The sequence below is a fragment of the Pseudomonas sp. Pdm06 genome, from assembly GCF_014851795.1.
Classification (GTDB): domain Bacteria; phylum Pseudomonadota; class Gammaproteobacteria; order Pseudomonadales; family Pseudomonadaceae; genus Aquipseudomonas; species Aquipseudomonas fluorescens_AA.
The window spans coordinates 1-17302 of sequence record NZ_JACVAH010000025.1; the positions used below are offsets into that span (position 1 = coordinate 1).

18 protein-coding genes are annotated in these 17302 nt (G+C 59.1%); 10 read left to right on the forward strand and 8 right to left on the reverse strand.

Annotated features, from left to right (window positions below; genetic code table 11):
* Positions 1–151 precede the first annotated feature (151 nt).
* A complete protein-coding gene (gene tyrS / locus IB266_RS29130) occupies positions 152–1351 on the reverse strand; it encodes a tyrosine--tRNA ligase (RefSeq protein WP_060740387.1) in 1200 nt (399 codons plus the stop codon).
* Between the two features lie 212 nt (positions 1352–1563).
* Between tyrS and IB266_RS29135 the strand changes: the two genes are divergently transcribed.
* Both IB266_RS29135 and IB266_RS29140 read left to right on the forward strand, forming a co-directional pair.
* Positions 1564–2982, forward strand: a complete 1419-nt coding sequence (locus tag IB266_RS29135; protein ID WP_192264156.1) for a peptidoglycan DD-metalloendopeptidase family protein — start codon at positions 1564–1566, stop codon at positions 2980–2982.
* Between the two features lie 3 nt (positions 2983–2985).
* Positions 2986–4077: an anhydro-N-acetylmuramic acid kinase gene (locus tag IB266_RS29140; protein ID WP_192264072.1), complete on the forward strand. Its 1092-nt coding sequence runs from the start codon at positions 2986–2988 to the stop codon at positions 4075–4077.
* Between the two features lie 68 nt (positions 4078–4145).
* Here IB266_RS29140 and erpA read toward each other — a convergent pair whose 3' ends face one another.
* Both erpA and argC read right to left on the reverse strand, forming a co-directional pair.
* Positions 4146–4496, reverse strand: a complete 351-nt coding sequence (gene erpA / locus IB266_RS29145; protein ID WP_003177727.1) for an iron-sulfur cluster insertion protein ErpA — start codon at positions 4494–4496, stop codon at positions 4146–4148.
* A gap of 105 nt (positions 4497–4601) precedes the next feature.
* Positions 4602–5636 (reverse strand): N-acetyl-gamma-glutamyl-phosphate reductase, encoded by a 1035-nt coding sequence (gene argC / locus IB266_RS29150; protein WP_192264075.1) that lies wholly within the window; start codon positions 5634–5636, stop codon positions 4602–4604.
* A 134-nt stretch (positions 5637–5770) separates the two neighbouring features.
* Here argC and hemJ point away from each other — a divergent pair, with 134 nt between their 5' ends.
* From hemJ to coq7, 6 genes are all read left to right on the forward strand, one after another.
* A complete protein-coding gene (hemJ, locus tag IB266_RS29155; protein ID WP_003206117.1) occupies positions 5771–6202 on the forward strand; it encodes a protoporphyrinogen oxidase HemJ in 432 nt (143 codons plus the stop codon).
* Positions 6203–6237: 35 nt separating this feature from the next.
* Positions 6238–7206, forward strand: a complete 969-nt coding sequence (locus tag IB266_RS29160) for an NAD(P)H-dependent flavin oxidoreductase (RefSeq protein WP_092205519.1) — start codon at positions 6238–6240, stop codon at positions 7204–7206.
* A 51-nt stretch (positions 7207–7257) separates the two neighbouring features.
* On the forward strand, positions 7258–8223 hold the full coding sequence (locus IB266_RS29165) for a DUF805 domain-containing protein (RefSeq protein ID WP_192264079.1): 966 nt from the start codon (positions 7258–7260) through the stop codon (positions 8221–8223).
* 62 nt (positions 8224–8285) lie between these two features.
* Positions 8286–9074 (forward strand): SDR family NAD(P)-dependent oxidoreductase, encoded by a 789-nt coding sequence (locus tag IB266_RS29170; RefSeq protein ID WP_192264082.1) that lies wholly within the window; start codon positions 8286–8288, stop codon positions 9072–9074.
* 82 nt (positions 9075–9156) lie between these two features.
* On the forward strand, positions 9157–9495 hold the full coding sequence (locus tag IB266_RS29175) for a histidine triad nucleotide-binding protein (RefSeq protein WP_192264085.1): 339 nt from the start codon (positions 9157–9159) through the stop codon (positions 9493–9495).
* 75 nt (positions 9496–9570) lie between these two features.
* The gene (coq7, locus tag IB266_RS29180; protein ID WP_103308219.1) at positions 9571–10218 is read left to right on the forward strand and encodes a 2-polyprenyl-3-methyl-6-methoxy-1,4-benzoquinone monooxygenase; all 648 of its coding nucleotides are present in this window, start codon (positions 9571–9573) and stop codon (positions 10216–10218) included.
* A 106-nt stretch (positions 10219–10324) separates the two neighbouring features.
* Here coq7 and IB266_RS29185 read toward each other — a convergent pair whose 3' ends face one another.
* Positions 10325–10747 (reverse strand): OsmC family protein, encoded by a 423-nt coding sequence (locus IB266_RS29185; RefSeq protein ID WP_003206127.1) that lies wholly within the window; start codon positions 10745–10747, stop codon positions 10325–10327.
* Positions 10748–10979: 232 nt separating this feature from the next.
* Here IB266_RS29185 and crp point away from each other — a divergent pair, with 232 nt between their 5' ends.
* Positions 10980–11624: a cAMP-activated global transcriptional regulator CRP gene (crp, locus tag IB266_RS29190; RefSeq protein ID WP_003206128.1), complete on the forward strand. Its 645-nt coding sequence runs from the start codon at positions 10980–10982 to the stop codon at positions 11622–11624.
* Here the strand turns inward: crp and IB266_RS29195 are convergent.
* From IB266_RS29195 to IB266_RS29210, 4 genes are read right to left on the reverse strand one after another with little or no spacing between them, the layout of a single operon-like run.
* Positions 11621–12322, reverse strand: a complete 702-nt coding sequence (locus tag IB266_RS29195) for a biotin/lipoate A/B protein ligase family protein (protein WP_192264088.1) — start codon at positions 12320–12322, stop codon at positions 11621–11623. The genes crp and IB266_RS29195 overlap by 4 nt on opposite strands.
* A gap of 3 nt (positions 12323–12325) precedes the next feature.
* Positions 12326–13162, reverse strand: coding sequence for an indole-3-glycerol phosphate synthase TrpC (gene trpC / locus IB266_RS29200; RefSeq protein ID WP_060740377.1), 837 nt, complete (start codon positions 13160–13162; stop codon positions 12326–12328).
* A complete protein-coding gene (trpD, locus tag IB266_RS29205; protein ID WP_060740376.1) occupies positions 13159–14208 on the reverse strand; it encodes an anthranilate phosphoribosyltransferase in 1050 nt (349 codons plus the stop codon). Before trpD ends, trpC begins: the two co-directional genes overlap by 4 nt.
* 9 nt (positions 14209–14217) lie before the next feature.
* Positions 14218–14811 (reverse strand): aminodeoxychorismate/anthranilate synthase component II, encoded by a 594-nt coding sequence (locus IB266_RS29210; protein ID WP_060740375.1) that lies wholly within the window; start codon positions 14809–14811, stop codon positions 14218–14220.
* Between the two features lie 409 nt (positions 14812–15220).
* On the opposite strand from IB266_RS29210, the gene estP reads away from it, so the two are divergent.
* Positions 15221–17128, forward strand: coding sequence for an esterase EstP (gene estP, locus IB266_RS29215; protein ID WP_192264090.1), 1908 nt, complete (start codon positions 15221–15223; stop codon positions 17126–17128).
* Positions 17129–17302 lie beyond the last annotated feature (174 nt).

Genomic DNA, 17302 nt, shown 5'->3' on the forward strand with positions numbered 1-17302 from the left:
ATCTGCTCCTTCCAGACTTCGATGAACTGAAGCCCTGCACCTTCGAAACCTACTTAACTCGTTGAATCTCAAGGAGTTTTCCGTTTCGACCGCACCGGAAGTGGGGCGAATTATAGACGTCCAGAATCTGCCGTCAACCCTTAATTTCGCTTTATTCAGATTTCAGCGTAATACGGGCGAAAGCCTTCTTGCCGGCCTGGCATACATGAGTAGAGCCCAGCTCATATATATAGGTGCGATCCACAACCTCACCATCTATACGCACGCCACCCGAACCCAGGAGATCTCGCGCCACCGCCGCATTCTTGACCAGGCCAGCCTTATTAAGAACCGCCGCGATTGGCATATTCTCAGCCGCAGTCAACTCGATCTCCGGCAGATCATCCGGCAGCTCGCCATCTTTCATACGATTACCCGCCGCACGATGAGCATTGGCCGCAGCCTCCTCACCATGGAAACGCGCAACGATCTCTTCAGCCAGCTTGATTTTGATGTCCCGCGGGTTGGCCCCGGCCTCTACATCAGCACGGAACGCATTGATCTCATCCATGGACCGGAAGCTCAACAGCTCGAAGTAACGCCACATCAGCACATCAGGAATGGAGACCAGCTTGCTGTACATGACGCCTGGTGCTTCCTGGATGCCCACATAGTTGCCCAACGACTTGGACATCTTCTTCACGCCATCCAGGCCTTCCAGCAATGGCATGGTCAGGATGCACTGCGCCTCTTGACCATAACCACGCTGCAACTCGCGCCCCATCAACAGGTTGAACTTCTGGTCGGTACCGCCAAGCTCAACGTCCGCGCGCAACGCGACCGAGTCATAACCCTGAACAAGCGGGTAGAGGAACTCATGGATGGCGATCGGCTGATTGGTTGTATAGCGCTTGTCGAAATCATCGCGCTCGAGCATGCGAGCCACGGTGTATTGGGACGTCAGGCGAATGAAATCCGCCGGTCCCATCTGATCCATCCAAGTGGAGTTGAATGCCACTTCGGTCTTGGCCGGATCAAGAATCTTGAAAACCTGAGTCTTGTAGGTCTCGGCGTTATCGAGAACCTGCTCGCGGGTCAGCGGTGGGCGCGTAGCACTCTTCCCGCTCGGATCACCGATCATTCCGGTGAAGTCCCCTATAAGGAAGATGACCTGGTGCCCCAGATCCTGGAACTGGCGCAGCTTATTAATAAGCACGGTATGACCCAGGTGCAGATCGGGCGCCGTCGGATCGAAGCCAGCCTTGATACGCAGCGGCTGCCCGCGCTTGAGCTTTTCGATCAGCTCGGACTCGACCAACAGTTCTTCCGCACCACGTTTGATCAGCGCTAGCTGCTCTTCAACCGACTTCATAACAGACCCGTAAGGCTCAGATTCAAAGGGCCCCAACCATACAAGATCGCGCACCAAATACAAGGTTTGCCCGGCGCACGGACGCCGATCCACAGAACAGAGCGTTCGCGGGCTTGCTTCGCAGGGGTTTTGGTTATATTTTATACAGTTATTTCATCTTCATCATGTCATTCATCTTTTCCAATTCATCTTTTCAAAAGTCAAAATTACTTATGACCACAGAACCGTCTAAAGCGCCGCCGCTTTACCCAAAGACCCACCTGCTTGCCGCCAGCGGCATCGCAGCCCTCCTAAGCCTGGCGCTCCTGGTGTTTCCCTCCAGCGATGTTGAAGCCAAAAAGACGACCCTGAGTCTTGAACTGGAAAGCCCTGCTGAACAACTGACACAAGAACAAGACGCCGCCGAAGCCGTTCAAGCCACAAACGAACCGGCCGCCTCTCCTTTTGCGCAGATTGAAAACAGCCCGGAAGACACTGCCCAGGCCGCCGCTCCGGTAGAAGCGCCTGTTGCAGAGGAAAAGAAAGGACCGGAACATCGCGAAGTGATTGTTGCCAAGGGCGACACGCTTTCCACCCTCTTCGAAAAGGTTGGCCTGCCCTCCACATCGGTTCACGAAATCCTGGCCAGCGACAAGCAAGCCAAGCAATTCACTCAACTGCAACGCGGTCAGAAACTCGAATTCGAACTCAATCCAGACGGGCAGCTGAACAATCTGCACACCAAGCTGAGCGACCTGGAAAGCATCACCCTGACCAAAAATGACAAGGGTTACGTATTCAACCGCGTCACCGCCAAGCCTACCGTTCGCTCGGCCTACGTCCATGGCGTCATCAACAGTTCATTGTCCCAGTCCGCTGCGCGCGCAGGCCTTTCCCATAGCTTGACCATGGACATGGCCAGCGTCTTCGGCTACGACATCGACTTCGCCCAGGACATTCGCCAGGGTGACGAATTCGACGTCATCTATGAGCAGAAAGTGGTCAATGGCAAGAGCGTTGGCAACGGCCCGATCCTTTCCGCGCGCTTCACCAACCGCGGCAAGACATACACCGCGGTGCGCTACACCAACAAACAAGGCAACAGCAGCTACTACACCGCCGACGGCAACAGCATGCGCAAGGCATTCATCCGTACACCGGTTGACTTCGCCCGCATTAGCTCGAAGTTCTCCGCCGGCCGCAAGCATCCGATCCTGAACAAGATCCGCGCCCATAAAGGTGTCGACTACGCTGCCCCACGCGGTACGCCCATCAAGGCGGCCGGCGACGGCAAGGTATTGCTGGCCGGACGTCGCGGCGGTTATGGCAATACCGTGATCATCCAGCACGGCAATACCTATCGTACGCTGTACGGCCACATGCAGGGTTTCGCCAAAGGCGTGAAGACTGGCGGCAGCGTCAAGCAAGGCCAGGTGATCGGATACATCGGTACCACCGGGCTGTCCACCGGCCCGCACTTGCACTATGAGTTCCAGGTCAACGGCGTCCATGTCGATCCGCTTGGCCAGAAGTTGCCGATGGCCGATCCGATCGCCAAGGGCGAGCGCGCGCGCTTCCTGGCGCAAAGCCAACCCTTGATGGCTCGCATGGATCAAGAGAAAGCCACCATGCTGGCCTCGAGCAAGCGCTAAGCCATGGCGCTCTATATCGGTGTGATGTCCGGGACCAGCCTGGATGGCTTGGATATCGCACTGATCGAACTGGCCCCGGCGATCAAATTGATTGCCACGCACTACATCCCCATGCCCGCCGCCCTGCGCGCCGAACTACTCGAACTGTGCAGCAGCGGGCCCGATGAAATCGCCCGCTCCGCCATTGCCCAGCAAAGCTGGGTAAAGCTGGCCGCACAGGGTATCCATACCTTACTCAACGAACAGAAACTCAAGCCTGAAGACATCACGGCGATTGGCAGCCACGGCCAGACCATCCGCCATGAACCAGCCCGTGGGTTTACCGTGCAAATCGGCAATCCCGCCCTGTTGAGCGAATTGACCGGCATCGCCGTCGTCAGCGATTTCCGCAGCCGTGATGTCGCCGCTGGCGGACAAGGCGCCCCACTGGTACCGGCGTTTCACGAAGCACTGTTCGAAGAGCGAGCTGGTAATCGTGCCGTGTTGAATATCGGCGGCTTCAGCAATCTCAGCCTGATAGAGCCCGCAAAACCTGTAGCCGGTTTTGACTGTGGTCCAGGCAACGTATTGCTCGATGCCTGGATACATCAACAACGAGGCGACCATTTCGACCGTGACGGCCAATGGGCTGCCAGCGGTACAGTCGAGCCAGCCCTGCTCAAGGCACTGCTCAGCGATCCTTTCTTCGTCACCAAGGGGCCGAAAAGTACCGGCCGCGAGGTATTCAACCTGCCTTGGCTGAGCCAGCATTTGTCGCAGTTGCCAACCTTCGCCCCGCAAGACGTACAGGCGACGTTGCTCGAGCTGACCGCCCTGACCATCGTCGAATCACTGCAGCATGCCCAATCGAATACCCAGGAGCTGCTGATTTGTGGTGGCGGCGCGCACAACCAGGCGCTCATGAAGCGCCTGGCTGAGTTGCTGCCGGGTACCAAGGTCAGCAGTACGGCGGTGTATGGCGTGGACCCGGACTGGGTCGAAGCCATGGCTTTCGCCTGGCTCGCCCATTGTTGCCTTGAAGGCATTCCAGGCAATCGTCCGAGCGTCACTGGCGCCCGTGGCTTGCGCGTACTCGGCGCCATCTACCCGGCCTGAGATCAAGATTACGGACAAAAAAACGCCGCAGGGCCGTAAGGCACTGCGGCGTTTTTATTGGAGCTGTCTCAGATCGAGAACGAAGAACCGCACCCACAGGTCGTGGTGGCGTTAGGGTTCTTGATCACGAAACGAGACCCTTCCAGACCTTCCTGATAATCCACCTCGGCACCTGCCAGGTACTGGAAGCTCATCGGATCGACCACCAGGCTGACCCCTTCGCGCTCGACGATGGTGTCGTCTTCGGCCACTTCCTCATCGAAAGTGAAGCCGTACTGGAAACCGGAACAACCGCCACCCGTAACAAATACGCGCAGCTTCAAACGATCATTGCCCTCTTCATCGACCAGGCTCTTCACCTTGTGCGCGGCACCGTGGGTGAATTGCAAAGCCGTGGGGGTGAAGGTTTCGACGCTCATGCTGAATATCTCCCGGCGCTTACGCCGCCATAATGCGTGATGGCGGGCATTATCCGCTTCTCCTAGAAAATCGGTCAACTATTTGCGGAGCGGCGGCAAACTGCTTTAAGGCAACATCCCTGCATGGGACAGCCCCAGGCGCTCATCCAGGCCGAACAGGATGTTCAGGTTCTGCACCGCTTGGCCGGACGCGCCCTTGACCAGGTTATCGATGACCGACAATACCACCACCAGGTCACCGTCCTGCGGGCGATGCACGGCGATCCGGCAAACGTTCGCACCGCGCACGCTACGGGTCTCCGGATGGCTGCCAGCTGGCATAACGTCGACGAACGGTTCGTTGGCATAACGCTTTTCAAACAATGCCTGCAGGTCCACCGAACGATCGACGACGGTCGCATAAAGGGTGGAATGGATGCCACGAATCATCGGCGTCAGGTGCGGCACGAAGGTCAGGCCGACGTCCTTGCCCGCTGCCCGGCGCAACCCCTGGCGAATTTCCGGCAGGTGGCGATGCCCCTTGACCGCGTACGCCTTCATGCTTTCCGACGTCTCGGAGTACAGCGAGCCAACACTGGCGCCACGCCCGGCGCCGCTGACCCCGGATTTGCAGTCGGCAATCAGACGCGAAGTATCGGCAAGATCGGCCTCAAGCAACGGCAAGAAACCCAACTGGGTCGCGGTCGGATAGCAACCCGGTACGGCGATCAGTCGAGCCTGCTTGATTTTCTCGCGATTGACCTCCGGCAAGCCGTAGACCGCCTCCTCGAGCAACTCCGGCGCACCGTGGGGCTGGCCGTACCATTTGGCCCACTCATCGGCGTCCTGCAGACGGAAGTCCGCCGACAGGTCGATCACCTTGGTCCCGGCGGCCAGCAGTTCACCGGCCAGGGCGTGGGCGACACCGTGGGGCGTGGCGAAGAACACCACATCGCAGGCGCCAAGGGTCTTGACGTCCGGAACGCTGAACGCCAGGCCGTCGTAATGGCCTCGCAGGTTCGGATACATGTCGGCGACGGCCAGGCCGGCCTCGGATCGGGAAGTGATGACCACCACCTCAGCCTGCGGATGCTGTGCCAGAAGACGCAGCAGTTCGACACCGGTGTAACCCGTGCCGCCGACGATACCGACCTTGACCATAAACCTGCCCTCAACGAACCCACTGGAAAGCCGTCGATGATAGGGGCCGCAGGGCGTGGCGACAACCGTCAAGGTGACGTGTGGCCGCTCTAACCTCTACTATCGGGCTACCGTGAATCGAGGAATAACTAAAAATGCTCTATCTGTGGCTCAAAGCACTTCACATTGTCAGCATGGTCTGCTGGTTCGCCGGCCTGTTCTACCTGCCTCGCCTGTTTGTCTATCACGCCCAAAGCGAAGACAGTGTCAGCAAAGAGCGCTTCAGCGTCATGGAGCGCAAGCTGTACCGCGGCATCATGGGCCCGGCGATGATTGCCACTTTGGTATTCGGCATCTGGTTGCTCAGCCTCAATGCCGGCGCCTACTTCACCCAGGGAGGCTGGATGCACGCCAAGTTGACCCTGGTCGTGCTGCTGATCGGTTACCACCATATGTGCGGCGCCCAGGTAAAGCGCTTCGCCCGTGGCGAAAACACCCGCAGCCATGTCTTTTATCGCTGGTTCAATGAAGTGCCGGTTCTGATATTGCTGGCTATCGTAATTCTGGTCGTCGTTCGACCGTTCTAACCTCCAATCAGCATCCATTATCCGGGGTACTTCCCATGTCGTTGCCCGCTCTGCTTGAACAACGCTTGCGACTGCCCGTCGTGGCGGCGCCAATGTTCCTGATTTCCAATCCACAACTGGTGCTGGCCTGCTGCCGCAATGGCATTGTCGGCAGCTTTCCGGCGTTGAACCAGCGCGAAAGCAGCGGCTTCAAGGCCTGGCTGGAAGAAATCGAAGCAGGCTTGGCGACCCTGGAAAACCCGGCGCCCTACGCGGTAAACCTAATTGTCCATCACAGCAATCCGCGACTTCAGGCCGACCTGGCCATCTGCATCGAACACAAGGTGCCGATTGTCATCACCAGCCTGGGTGCGGTGAAAGAACTGGTGGACGCGGTTCACGGGTACGGCGGCCTGGTATTCCATGACGTGACGACCCGACGGCATGCCGAGAAAGCCGCCGAAGCCGGTGTCGATGGCTTGATCGCCGTTGCCGCTGGCGCAGGCGGGCACGCCGGGACCTGGAGCCCGTTTTCACTGATCGCCGAGATCCGGCAGTTTTTCGATAAGACCCTGCTGCTGGCAGGATGCCTGAACCACGGCCATCAGATCTTGGCCGCACAATTGCTCGGCGCGGATCTGGCCTACTTCGGTACACGCTTTATCGGTACGAGCGAAAGCCACGCACCTGACGCTTATAAAGAGATGTTGCTCACATCCAGAGCCGCAGACATCGTGCATACTCCTGCTGTATCCGGGGTGCCGGCCAGTTTCATGCGCCAGAGCCTGGAGAACGCCGGTTTCGATCTGGCCGCCCTGCAGAACAAAGGCGCCGTGGATTTTGGCTCGAAACTCAAACCGCTGAACGATGAAGCCAAGGCCTGGAAAACCGTATGGTCCGCTGGCCAGGGCGTGGGTGAAATCGATGATTTGCCCAGCGTCGATCAGTTGGTGGCACGCCTGGATGAAGAATACCGTCAGGCACAAGCCCGGGCGGCACAGCTTGGCGGGCAATGGCCCCGCTGAATCAGCCTGAACAAAACAACTCATCAACTTTTAGAGACAAGGATGCCAGGCATGAGCGAAACCCGTTTCAACATCGTATTCGACGGCGGCCTGATGCCGGGCGTCGATACCACCACCGCCAAACTCAACCTCGCCGAGCTGTTCAAAAGCGATGTCAGCGCCATTGAACGGCTGTTCACCGGGCGCAAGGTAGCCCTCAAGAGCAACCTGTCCCAGAGCGAGGCGCAGCAGTACCTGGAAGCGCTCAACAAGAGCGGAATCGATGCCAGGATCGAAGCCGAACCCGTCGTCCAACTGAACCTTGGCGAGGTACAGGAGGCACCACGGCAACCGAGTGGACGCCATCCCGATTCGATCGTCGAGCCCGTCTCGCCATACGCGCCTCCCCGCGCCGAAGTCGGTGAAGCGCTTGCCGAGTACGGCACACTCAAGCCCTTCAGCTTCGAAGGGCGTATCGGCCGTCTACGCTACCTGGCCTGGACCATGGTATTGACCCTGGCCCTACTGCCCCTGGTCGGCATAGGCTTCTGGCTGTCCACGGCCTGGCTGCTGGCTTCCGACTCGGTCGCGGGACTCATCGTCGGCGGCCTGCTCGCCGCAGTCGTCGTGCTAGCCTTTGCCTTCGTGAGCATCCAGTTCAACGTCCAGCGCCTGCATGATCTCGGCTGGTCGGGGTGGTTGTGGCTGATCAACCTGGTTCCATTCGTGGGCAGCATCTTCCCCTTCATCCTCATCATCGCTCCGGGCAATACCGGCGCAAACCAGTATGGCCCTCCGCCGCCGCGCAATACCACAGCGGTTAAATTGCTGGCCTCGCTCTGGCTGGTGATGATCGTCCTGATTTTCATGGCCACCTTCGCCGGTATCTTCGGAGCCCTTCAGGAGGACTACGACAGCAGCAGCCTGAGCAGCTATGAAAGCAGCGAATCCAGCAACGAAACCTCTGAAGAGCCTGCCGTCGAGGCAGCCGAGCCCGCTCCGCCTTCTGTAGACTATGAAGAAGAAGAGGAACAATAAGCGCGCTTCATGCCGGTGACAGCCCAGTCAACTGGCGGCGGGCTGTTGCGATGGAGAACTGCATGACCCGTTACGCACTGATCACTGGCGCTTCCAGCGGTATCGGCCTGGCCATGGCCGAAGCGCTGGCCCGGCGCGGCCGCAACCTGATACTGGTGGCTCGACAGCGTGATCGGCTGGAAAGTATTGCAATCGAACTGACTCAACGGTTTGGCGTGGAGGTATTGTTCCGGGCTTGTGACCTGGGCGAACCGCTGAGGCTTTCAGGCTTTCTGCTGGAACTGGAGGAAGGCGAGCGGCAGATCGATCTGCTGGTCAATTGTGCTGGCATCGGCACCAGCGGGCCGTTCCTGGGCCAGGACTGGATGACCGAGCAGGACCTGATCGAAATCAACATCCTCGCCCTGACACGGCTTTGTCACGCCATCGGTAATAGCATGGCGCTGCTCGGCGGCGGCCAGATCCTCAACGTTGCCTCGATCGCTGCCTTCCAACCGGGCCCCTGGATGAGTACTTACTACGCCAGCAAGGCCTATGTACTGCACTTTTCCGAAGCCCTGCGAGTTGAACTGAAGAAATGCGCGATCAAGGTCTCGGTGCTTTGCCCTGGGCCGACCCGGACCGGCTTTTTCGCCAGGGCGCAGATGGACGAACAGAAACTCATCGACAGCAAGTTGCTGATGAGCCCGGAGGAAGTTGCCCTGTACGCCGTACGCGCACTGGACAAGAACCGCGCCATCATCATTCCTGGACGCCGCAATCGCTGGCTGGCCGCACTGCCGCGACTGGGATCGCGATGGCTGGTCCGGAACATCGCCGGCATGATCAACAAGGCTTGTTGCCCGCGCTGATCCCTTCACGTTGAACAACCAGGCACCTCAACCAGAGCCTTCATGACATCGGACCTCGACGAACCCAACGGAGAAAACAGCTGTGGATACCCTGTTTACCAAGATCATCAACCGGGAAATCCCGGCAAAGGTCATCTACGAGGATGACCAGGTACTGGCCTTCCACGACATCGCCCCGCAAGCACCCGTGCATTTTTTGGTCATTCCGAAAAAACCGATCCGTACGCTCAATGACCTCACCGAAGAAGACAAGGGCCTGGCCGGGCACATTCTGTTCACTGCCCAGCGCCTGGCGCTGGAGTTGGGCTGCGAAGAAGGTTTTCGCGTGGTGATGAATTGCAATGAACTGGGTGGGCAGACGGTCTATCACATTCATATGCATGTGCTGGGTCAGCGCCAGATGCACTGGCCGCCGGGCTGATACCCCTGATCCAACGCAAATCTTCGGCGGCCGATTGGGTTAAACTGGTCGCTGTGATTTTTCCCGGAGGTAAGCATGACTACCCAACGTCACTACTCGCCGATTGACCGTCTGTTGCTGCAAGCCGATACCGCGATGCGCACCCTGCTGCCCTTCAGTGGCCAGCCGTACCGCCCATCACCGGCTATCGTGCAGCCGGACGCGCAACTGAGTGACGAGCAAACCCGCCACGTCGCCGGCCTGATGCGTATCAACCACACCGGCGAAGTCTGTGCCCAGGCGTTGTATCAGGGCCAGGCGCTGACAGCGAAGCTGCCCCAGGTGCGTGAGGCAATGGAACACGCCGCCGAGGAAGAAATCGACCATCTGGTCTGGTGTGAACAACGCATTCGCCAACTGGGCAGCCACACCAGCGTCCTGAACCCGCTGTTCTATGGGATGTCATTCGGGATCGGCGCCGTCGCCGGCCTGATCAGCGATAAAGTCAGCCTCGGCTTCGTTGCCGCGACCGAGCATCAGGTGTGCAAGCACTTGAACGAACACCTGGAGCAACTGCCGGCCGAGGATGAAAAGTCCCGGGCGATCCTCGAACAGATGCGCGTGGATGAAGAACACCATGCCGAAAGTGCGCTTGACGCCGGTGGCTTCCGTTTTCCGGGCCCGGTGAAGTTCGGCATGAGCCTGCTGGCCAAGGTCATGACCAAGAGCACCTATCGGATTTGACGCCATTGCAACACCAATGAAAAAGGCGACTTCCAGCGGGAGTCGCCTTTTTCTTTAGCTCAGGATTTCAACGCGGCGAGTTGCGGGCTTCGCCATCGAGATCGACTCAACCCAATTCGATGATTTCATAATCGTGGGTGATTTCGACGCCGGCGGCGCCGAGCATGATCGAAGCCGAGCAGTATTTCTCGGCGGACAGCTCAATGGCCCGCTTGACCTGGGCTTCCTTCAAGGCTCGCCCCTTCACCACGAAATGCATGTGGATCTTGGTAAATACCTTTGGATCTTCGGTGGCACGCTCCGCTTCCAGGAACGCTTCGCAGCTTTCGACGGCCTGGCGGGACTTTTTAAGAATGCTGACCACGTCGAAATTGCTGCAACCGCCTACGCCCAACAGGAGCATTTCCATCGGCCGAACACCCAGGTTCCGACCACCGGCCTCTGGCGGGCCGTCCATGACGACCACATGACCACTGCCTGACTCACCGAGGAACATGGCTTCGCCAGCCCATTGGATGCGTGCCTTCATCGCCAAGACTCCACTGTTAAAAAAGGGTCGCCAGCTTAGCACAGCGCTTCGCCATGACCGCTCTTCGTCTTAGGAGCACCGTCCTGTCAGCCTGTAGGTAAATTCTCAAATCTATTAAGGACGCCTCTGTTAAGCTGGCGCCAACTCGCTGGCGTATGGCCAGCTTTTAGCGATAGCTATTCGCCTTCATAAAAACAAACCACCACACCGCGCAGTCTTTCGGGATACAACCATGGTTGCCATTACTCCCACGTTCAAGATCAAGAACCTCGACAAGCTCTTGATGCATTGCCAGCGCCGCCGCTACCCAGCCAAACACAACATCATTTGTGCGGGAGATCGTTCCGAAACGCTGTTTTTCATCATCAAGGGCTCGGTCACTATCCTGATAGAAGATGATGACGGTCGGGAAATGATCATCGCCTACCTCAATTCCGGAGATTTTTTCGGTGAGCTGGGGTTGTTCGAACAGGCGGGCAAGGAACAGGAACGCAGTGCCTGGGTGCGGACCAAGATTGAATGTGAAGTTGCGGAAATCAGCTACGCCAAATTCCGAGAACTGTCCCTGCAAGACCCGGACATTCTTTACGTCCTCAGCGGACAAATCGCACAGCGCCTGCGCAATACCACCCGCAAGGTCGGCGATCTCGCATTTTTCGACGTCACTGGACGTGTCGCACGTTGCCTGTTGGAGCTGTGCAAGCAGCCCGATGCCATGACCCACCCGGACGGCATGCAGATCAAGGTGACTCGCCAGGAGATTGGCCGGATTGTCGGTTGCTCCCGTGAAATGGTCGGTCGCGTACTCAAGGACCTGGAAGAGCGCAACCTGGTCAACGTCAAAGGCAAGACCATGGTGGTGTTCGGAACGCGTTAAGCACCCAGCAGTTGGGTCAGCAGTTCCCGGTACAGCACCTCGAGTCGCTCCAGTGCGTGCGGCGCCGGGAATTTTTCATGCAAGGCAATGTGACTCTCGGCACGCACTCGCTGCTCCAGGCCACAGGCCTCATTGAAGCGATTGACCGCCGCGACCATGGACTCGCGCTCGTTCTCCAGCAAAAGCGCGCCATGCACCAGCCCCACCGGACGCTGGCCACCCTTGCTCTGGCGCCAGCGTTGAGCGGTGCCGACCATTTTCCGGCCGTCGAGGTTGACGTTGAAGCGCCCGTCGCAAAAGGCCCCTTCCACTTCTCCCAGCGAAGCCACCCCGCCCAATTCATCCAACAACTGGCAGATGGGATCGCACAACCGGCGATACCCGGTTTCGATGCGGCCGTGGTCGCCTTCGCTGCGCGGTGGCGCGTAGACCAAAGCGATATTGACCGTAGCAGACGATTGCGGCACCGGCTCACCACCGGTTTCACGCAGCAGGACTGGCCAGCCTTGGCCGGCCGATACTTCACTGGCGTGTTCGAACCCCGGCAACCGACTCAAGCGGCGCGGCATGACCAGCGCGCGGTCATTGGGCTGCCAGAACAGCAGGCCGAACTCGGCGTCGCCCGCGCAGATGCTGGCCAACAGGTCCTGTTCGGCTTGCAGGCCAGCTTCGACGCTGAGGGAAATCACAGGCGACATGGATCAGTCCAGCGTCGAGCCGCTCACCGGCAGGCCTCGTTCAGGAAAGAACAGTCGCTGCAATTCAGTACCCGGGTTCTCGGCCCGCATGAACGCCTCGCCCACCAGGAACGAATACACATCGCTGACTTCCATCAACTCGACATCGGCCCGGTTGAGGATGCCACTTTCGGTGATGACCAAGCGATCACGCGGGATGCGTGGCAACAGGTCCAGGGTGGTTTCCAGGCTGACTTCAAACGTGTGCAGGTTGCGGTTGTTCACGCCGACCAGTTTGGTATCGAGGGTTTTCAGGGCTCGCTCCAACTCGTCGCCATCATGGACTTCCACCAGGACATCCAGCCCGACACTCTTGGCCACGGCCGCCAGCTCGGCCATCTTCACGTCATCCAGGGCAGAGACGATCAACAGCACGCAATCGGCGCCCAGCGCACGCGCCTCGACGATCTGGTACGGGTCGATCATGAAATCCTTGCGGATCACCGGCAACTTGCACGCCGCCCGCGCCTGCTTCAGGTAGTCATCGGCCCCTTGGAAAAAGTCGACGTCGGTCAACACCGAGAGGCAGGTCGCACCGCCTTTCTCGTAGCTCCGTGCGATGTCGGCCGGAACGAAGTGTTCACGAATCACGCCCTTGCTGGGAGAGGCCTTCTTGATTTCAGCAATGACCGCCGGCTGTTTTTTCTTGGCCTGATCGATCAGCGCCTTGGCAAAACCGCGCGGCGCATCCGCTGAACGCGCCAGGTTTTCCAGCTCGGCCAGACTGACGCGAGCACTGCGCTCAGCCACTTCCTGGACCTTGCGAGCCAGAATGTTTTCCAGAACCGTTGGCACGCTCATCCTTCGTTCTCCACTTTGAATACAGCGGTAAATGCACCCAACTCTTCGAGTTTTTCCCTGGCCAGGCCAGTGTGCAGTGCGTCATGAGCCAGTTCCACGCCTTGCTTGAGACTGCTGGCGTGGTCGGCGGCGTACAACGCAGCACCGGCATTGAGCACGATCATCTCGGCGGCTTTCTGGCCATTCTCGGTCTTGCGACGCCCCAGGGCATCGCGGATCAGCTCCAGCGACTGGGCCGGGCCATCGACCGCCAGGCCATGCAAGCTCTGGCTTTTCATGCCGAGGTCTTCAGGTTCGACCCAATACTCACTGATCTGATCATTTTTTAGTTCGGCCACGAATGTGGGCGCCGCCAGGCTGAATTCATCCAGGCCATCCTTCGAATGAACCACCAGCACGTGCTTGCTGCCCAGGCGTTGCAGGACTTCGGCCAATGGCCGGCACAACGCCTGGCTGAACACCCCAACCACTTGATGCTTCACGCCAGCCGGATTCGTAAGCGGGCCGAGCATGTTGAACAGCGTACGCAAGCCCAGGTCACGGCGCGGCGCGGCGGCGTGTTTCATGGCACGGTGATGGGTCTGGGCAAACATGAAACCAATGCCGACATTGTCGATGCAACGCGCCACTTGAATCGGCGTCAGGTTCAGGTAGATGCCGGCAGCCTCCAGCAAATCGGCACTGCCGCTCTTGCCTGAGACCGCGCGGTTGCCGTGCTTGGCAACGGTGCAACCGGCCGCCGCGACCACAAACGACGAGGCGGTGGAAACGTTGAAGATATTGGCGCCATCACCACCGGTGCCGACTACATCCACCACACCGTCCAGCGTCTTGAGTTCGACCTTGTCCGCCAGTTCGCGCATCACCGACACGGCGCCGACGATTTCATCGATGCTTTCGCTCTTCATGCGCATGGCCATCATGAACGCACCGATCTGCGCATCCGTGCATTGGCCGGTCATGATCTCGCGCATCACGTCGCGCATCTCGTCGGTGCTCAGGTCGAGATGGCCGACGATACGGCTCAGGGCTGTCTTGATATCCATGAAAAGTCCTTAGCGCGTGCCGCCGGTTTGTTTGAGGAAGTTGGCGAACAGCTCGTGGCCCTGCTCGGTGAGAATAGACTCGGGATGAAATTGCACACCCTCGATATTCAATGTCTTGTGGCGCAGCCCCATGATTTCATCGACCGAGCCGTCTTCAAGCTGGGTCCAGGCCGTCAACTCCAGGCAGTCAGGCAGCGTTTCGCGCTTGACGATCAAAGAGTGGTAGCGGGTTACGGTAAGCGGACGATTCAGTCCCTCGAACACGCCCTTGTCCTCGTGGAATACCGGGCTAGTCTTACCGTGCATGACTTGTCGGGCGCGCACGACATCGCCACCGAACGCTTGGCCGATCGACTGATGCCCCAGGCAGACGCCCAGGATCGGCAGCTTGCCGGCGAAGTACTTGATGGCGTCGATGGAAATGCCCGCTTCGGTCGGCGTGCATGGCCCGGGGGAAACCACGATGCGCTCAGGCTTGAGGGCTTCGATTTCGGCGATGGTCAGTTCGTCGTTGCGCACGACCTTGACCTCGGAGCCCAGCTCGCCAAGGTACTGCACAACGTTGTAGGTAAAAGAGTCGTAGTTATCGATCATCAGCAACATGGCTAAGCAACCTATTGAATTCACTGACTTTGAACACAGCCTTCAGAGAGTGACCCGCACGCTGCTGCGCTTGGCGAGGCGGTTGATGCCCCGGCGAAGCGGTTCTACAGCGGGTAAAGAAGGCAAATCGGTACAGGTCCGGCGAAGCCGGCGGAGAATGTTCAGGCGCGCCAACGCCAACGGGCGTGTGCCTTGATCATTTGATCCAGAAGTTTGCTGGCAATCGACACAGGGGAAGTCTCGTTCATACGTTCCGGCACAGTAGCTTAGCTGGGCGGAGCACGCAATATGACCGTCCCCGAAGGGCTTTGAAACAATCGCGACGTTCCGGATAGATGGCAAAATGCCGAAAGTTTTTGGTACTGTCGTTTCGTTTTCTAACAACAATAAAATAAAAACGGATTTTCCCATGATCAAAAAGACGTTGTTCGTACCGATTGCCGGTTGCCTGCTGGCGATGGCCTGCGCCCAGGCGAGCGCCGCCCCCAACCCGTACTCCAAGTTCATCGTGTTCGGCGACAGCCTCAACGATGCAGGCCAGTTCGCCGACCCGAATGGCCCGCCCGGCTCGACCGAGCGCTATACCAACCGAACCGGTCCGATCTACACGGACGGCAGCGGTGAAGCCTATTCGGCCAACTCCACCCAACTGCTCGGCGGGCGCCTGGGCTATTCCGCCGACGAGACCGCCGCCTCCACCTCGGCGGTCCGCGCCGACCAAGGGCTGGCAGACGGCAACAACTGGGCGGTGGGCGGCTATCGTACCGACCAGATCCTCGAATCGATCACCGGTGTATCCGACACCGGCGAACGCAGCCGTCCCGGCTACCTGCAGTCCAATGGCCTGCGGGCCGATCCGAATGCGCTGTATTACCTTTCCGGAGGCGGTAACGACTTCCTTCAAGGCCGGGTATTGAACACAGCGCAAGCGAACGCCGCCGCGGACCGCCTGGCCGACAGCGTCCAAGTGCTGCAAACGGCCGGTGCCCGCTATGTGATGGTCTGGCTGTTGCCCGACCTGGGCCTGACGCCGGCCCTCAACGGCGGCCCCTTGCAAGACACCTTTTCGCAACTGGGCAATCAGTTCAACCAACAACTGATCACACGCCTGCAAGGCATCGACGCTGAAATCATTCCACTGAATATTCCGCTTTTGCTGAAGGAAAGCTTCGCCGATCCGGCAAGATTCGGCCTCGCCACTGGGGAGAACCTGACCGCTACCTGCTTCAGCGGCAACGGCTGCACGGAAAACGCCACCTATGGCATCAACAGTGCCACGCCAGATCCCAGCAAGCTGATCTACAACGACTCGGTCCATCCAACCGAAACCGGGCAAAAGCTGATCGCCGACTACGCCTTTTCCCTGCTCGCGGCGCCCTGGGAACTGACGTTGCTGCCGGAAATGGCCCACTCGACCCTGCGTGCCCACCAGGATGAGTTGCGCAGCCAGTGGCAATCGGACTGGGAGGACTGGCAGGCGGTCGGCCAGTGGCGAGCCATCGTGGCAGGTGGCGGCCAACATTTGGACATGGACAGCCAGGGCAGCGGCGCCAGCGCCGATGGCAGCGGCTACAGCCTCAACGTCGGCGGCAGCTATCGCCTCAACGAGGCTTGGCGCGTAGGTGTCGCCGCCGGTCTCTATCGCCAGGACATGGATGCAGGCCATAACGATTCGCAGTACAAGCTCAACAGCTACCTGGCCACCGCCTTCGCCCAGTTCCAGCAAAACCGCTGGTGGGCCGATGCGGCACTGACTGGCGGCAAACTCGACTACGACAACCTGGAACGCAAGTTCGACCTGGGCGTCAACGAAGCCCAAGAGAAAGGCGACACCGACGGCCATCTCTGGGCATTCAGCACACGGGTGGGCTACGACATTGCCCAGCCGGGCAGCGAATGGCACCTCTCGCCGTTTATCAGCGCTGACTATGCGAAGGTGGAAGTCGATGGCTACTCGGAAAAGAGCAACCGCTCCACGGCCCTGACCTTCGATGACCAGACCCGCGACTCGAAACGCCTGGGCATTGGCTTGCAGGGCAAATACAACATCACCCGGCAGACCCAGGTGTTTGGCGAATATGCCCACGAGCGCGAGTACGAAGACGACACGCAAAAGGTCAACATCGCCCTCAACAGCCTGCCGGCCAACGACTTCACCCTGGAAGGCTACACGCCACAGAGCCACCTGAACCGCCTGAGCCTGGGGGTCAGCCACAAGTTGACCAACGACCTGGCGCTGCGGGGCGGTTATACGTTGCGCAAGGATGATGACTTGACCCAGCAGGGGGTGAGCCTGGGCGTCAGCCTGGACTTCTGATCGAGGCGAGCCTGTGGGAGCGAGCTTGCTCGCGATAGCGGACTGTCAGTCGACCTATGGGTTGAATATGACGGCCTCATCGCGAGCAAGCTCGCTCGCACATTTTGATCGAGTCGCTGAAGGACCTGTGGCGAGGGCGTTCGCTCCCTCGCCACAGTTGTTTGTTGAAGGCCT

What these genes read in the sequence shown, in the direction of transcription:
- crp (WP_003206128.1), top strand. Translation starts at nt 10,980, where the DNA reads ATGGTTGCCATTACTCCCACGTTCAAGATCAAGAACCTCGACAAGCTC.
- IB266_RS29210 (WP_060740375.1), bottom strand. Translation starts at nt 14,811, where the DNA reads ATGTTGCTGATGATCGATAACTACGACTCTTTTACCTACAACGTTGTG.
- IB266_RS29160 (WP_092205519.1), top strand. Translation starts at nt 6,238, where the DNA reads ATGTCGTTGCCCGCTCTGCTTGAACAACGCTTGCGACTGCCCGTCGTG.
- tyrS (WP_060740387.1), bottom strand. Translation starts at nt 1,351, where the DNA reads ATGAAGTCGGTTGAAGAGCAGCTAGCGCTGATCAAACGTGGTGCGGAA.
- erpA (WP_003177727.1), bottom strand. Translation starts at nt 4,496, where the DNA reads ATGAGCGTCGAAACCTTCACCCCCACGGCTTTGCAATTCACCCACGGT.
- coq7 (WP_103308219.1), top strand. Translation starts at nt 9,571, where the DNA reads ATGACTACCCAACGTCACTACTCGCCGATTGACCGTCTGTTGCTGCAA.
- IB266_RS29165 (WP_192264079.1), top strand. Translation starts at nt 7,258, where the DNA reads ATGAGCGAAACCCGTTTCAACATCGTATTCGACGGCGGCCTGATGCCG.
- estP (WP_192264090.1), top strand. Translation starts at nt 15,221, where the DNA reads ATGATCAAAAAGACGTTGTTCGTACCGATTGCCGGTTGCCTGCTGGCG.
- IB266_RS29185 (WP_003206127.1), bottom strand. Translation starts at nt 10,747, where the DNA reads ATGAAGGCACGCATCCAATGGGCTGGCGAAGCCATGTTCCTCGGTGAG.
- IB266_RS29135 (WP_192264156.1), top strand. Translation starts at nt 1,564, where the DNA reads ATGACCACAGAACCGTCTAAAGCGCCGCCGCTTTACCCAAAGACCCAC.
- argC (WP_192264075.1), bottom strand. Translation starts at nt 5,636, where the DNA reads ATGGTCAAGGTCGGTATCGTCGGCGGCACGGGTTACACCGGTGTCGAA.
- hemJ (WP_003206117.1), top strand. Translation starts at nt 5,771, where the DNA reads ATGCTCTATCTGTGGCTCAAAGCACTTCACATTGTCAGCATGGTCTGC.
- trpC (WP_060740377.1), bottom strand. Translation starts at nt 13,162, where the DNA reads ATGAGCGTGCCAACGGTTCTGGAAAACATTCTGGCTCGCAAGGTCCAG.
- IB266_RS29170 (WP_192264082.1), top strand. Translation starts at nt 8,286, where the DNA reads ATGACCCGTTACGCACTGATCACTGGCGCTTCCAGCGGTATCGGCCTG.
- IB266_RS29140 (WP_192264072.1), top strand. Translation starts at nt 2,986, where the DNA reads ATGGCGCTCTATATCGGTGTGATGTCCGGGACCAGCCTGGATGGCTTG.
- IB266_RS29195 (WP_192264088.1), bottom strand. Translation starts at nt 12,322, where the DNA reads ATGTCGCCTGTGATTTCCCTCAGCGTCGAAGCTGGCCTGCAAGCCGAA.
- trpD (WP_060740376.1), bottom strand. Translation starts at nt 14,208, where the DNA reads ATGGATATCAAGACAGCCCTGAGCCGTATCGTCGGCCATCTCGACCTG.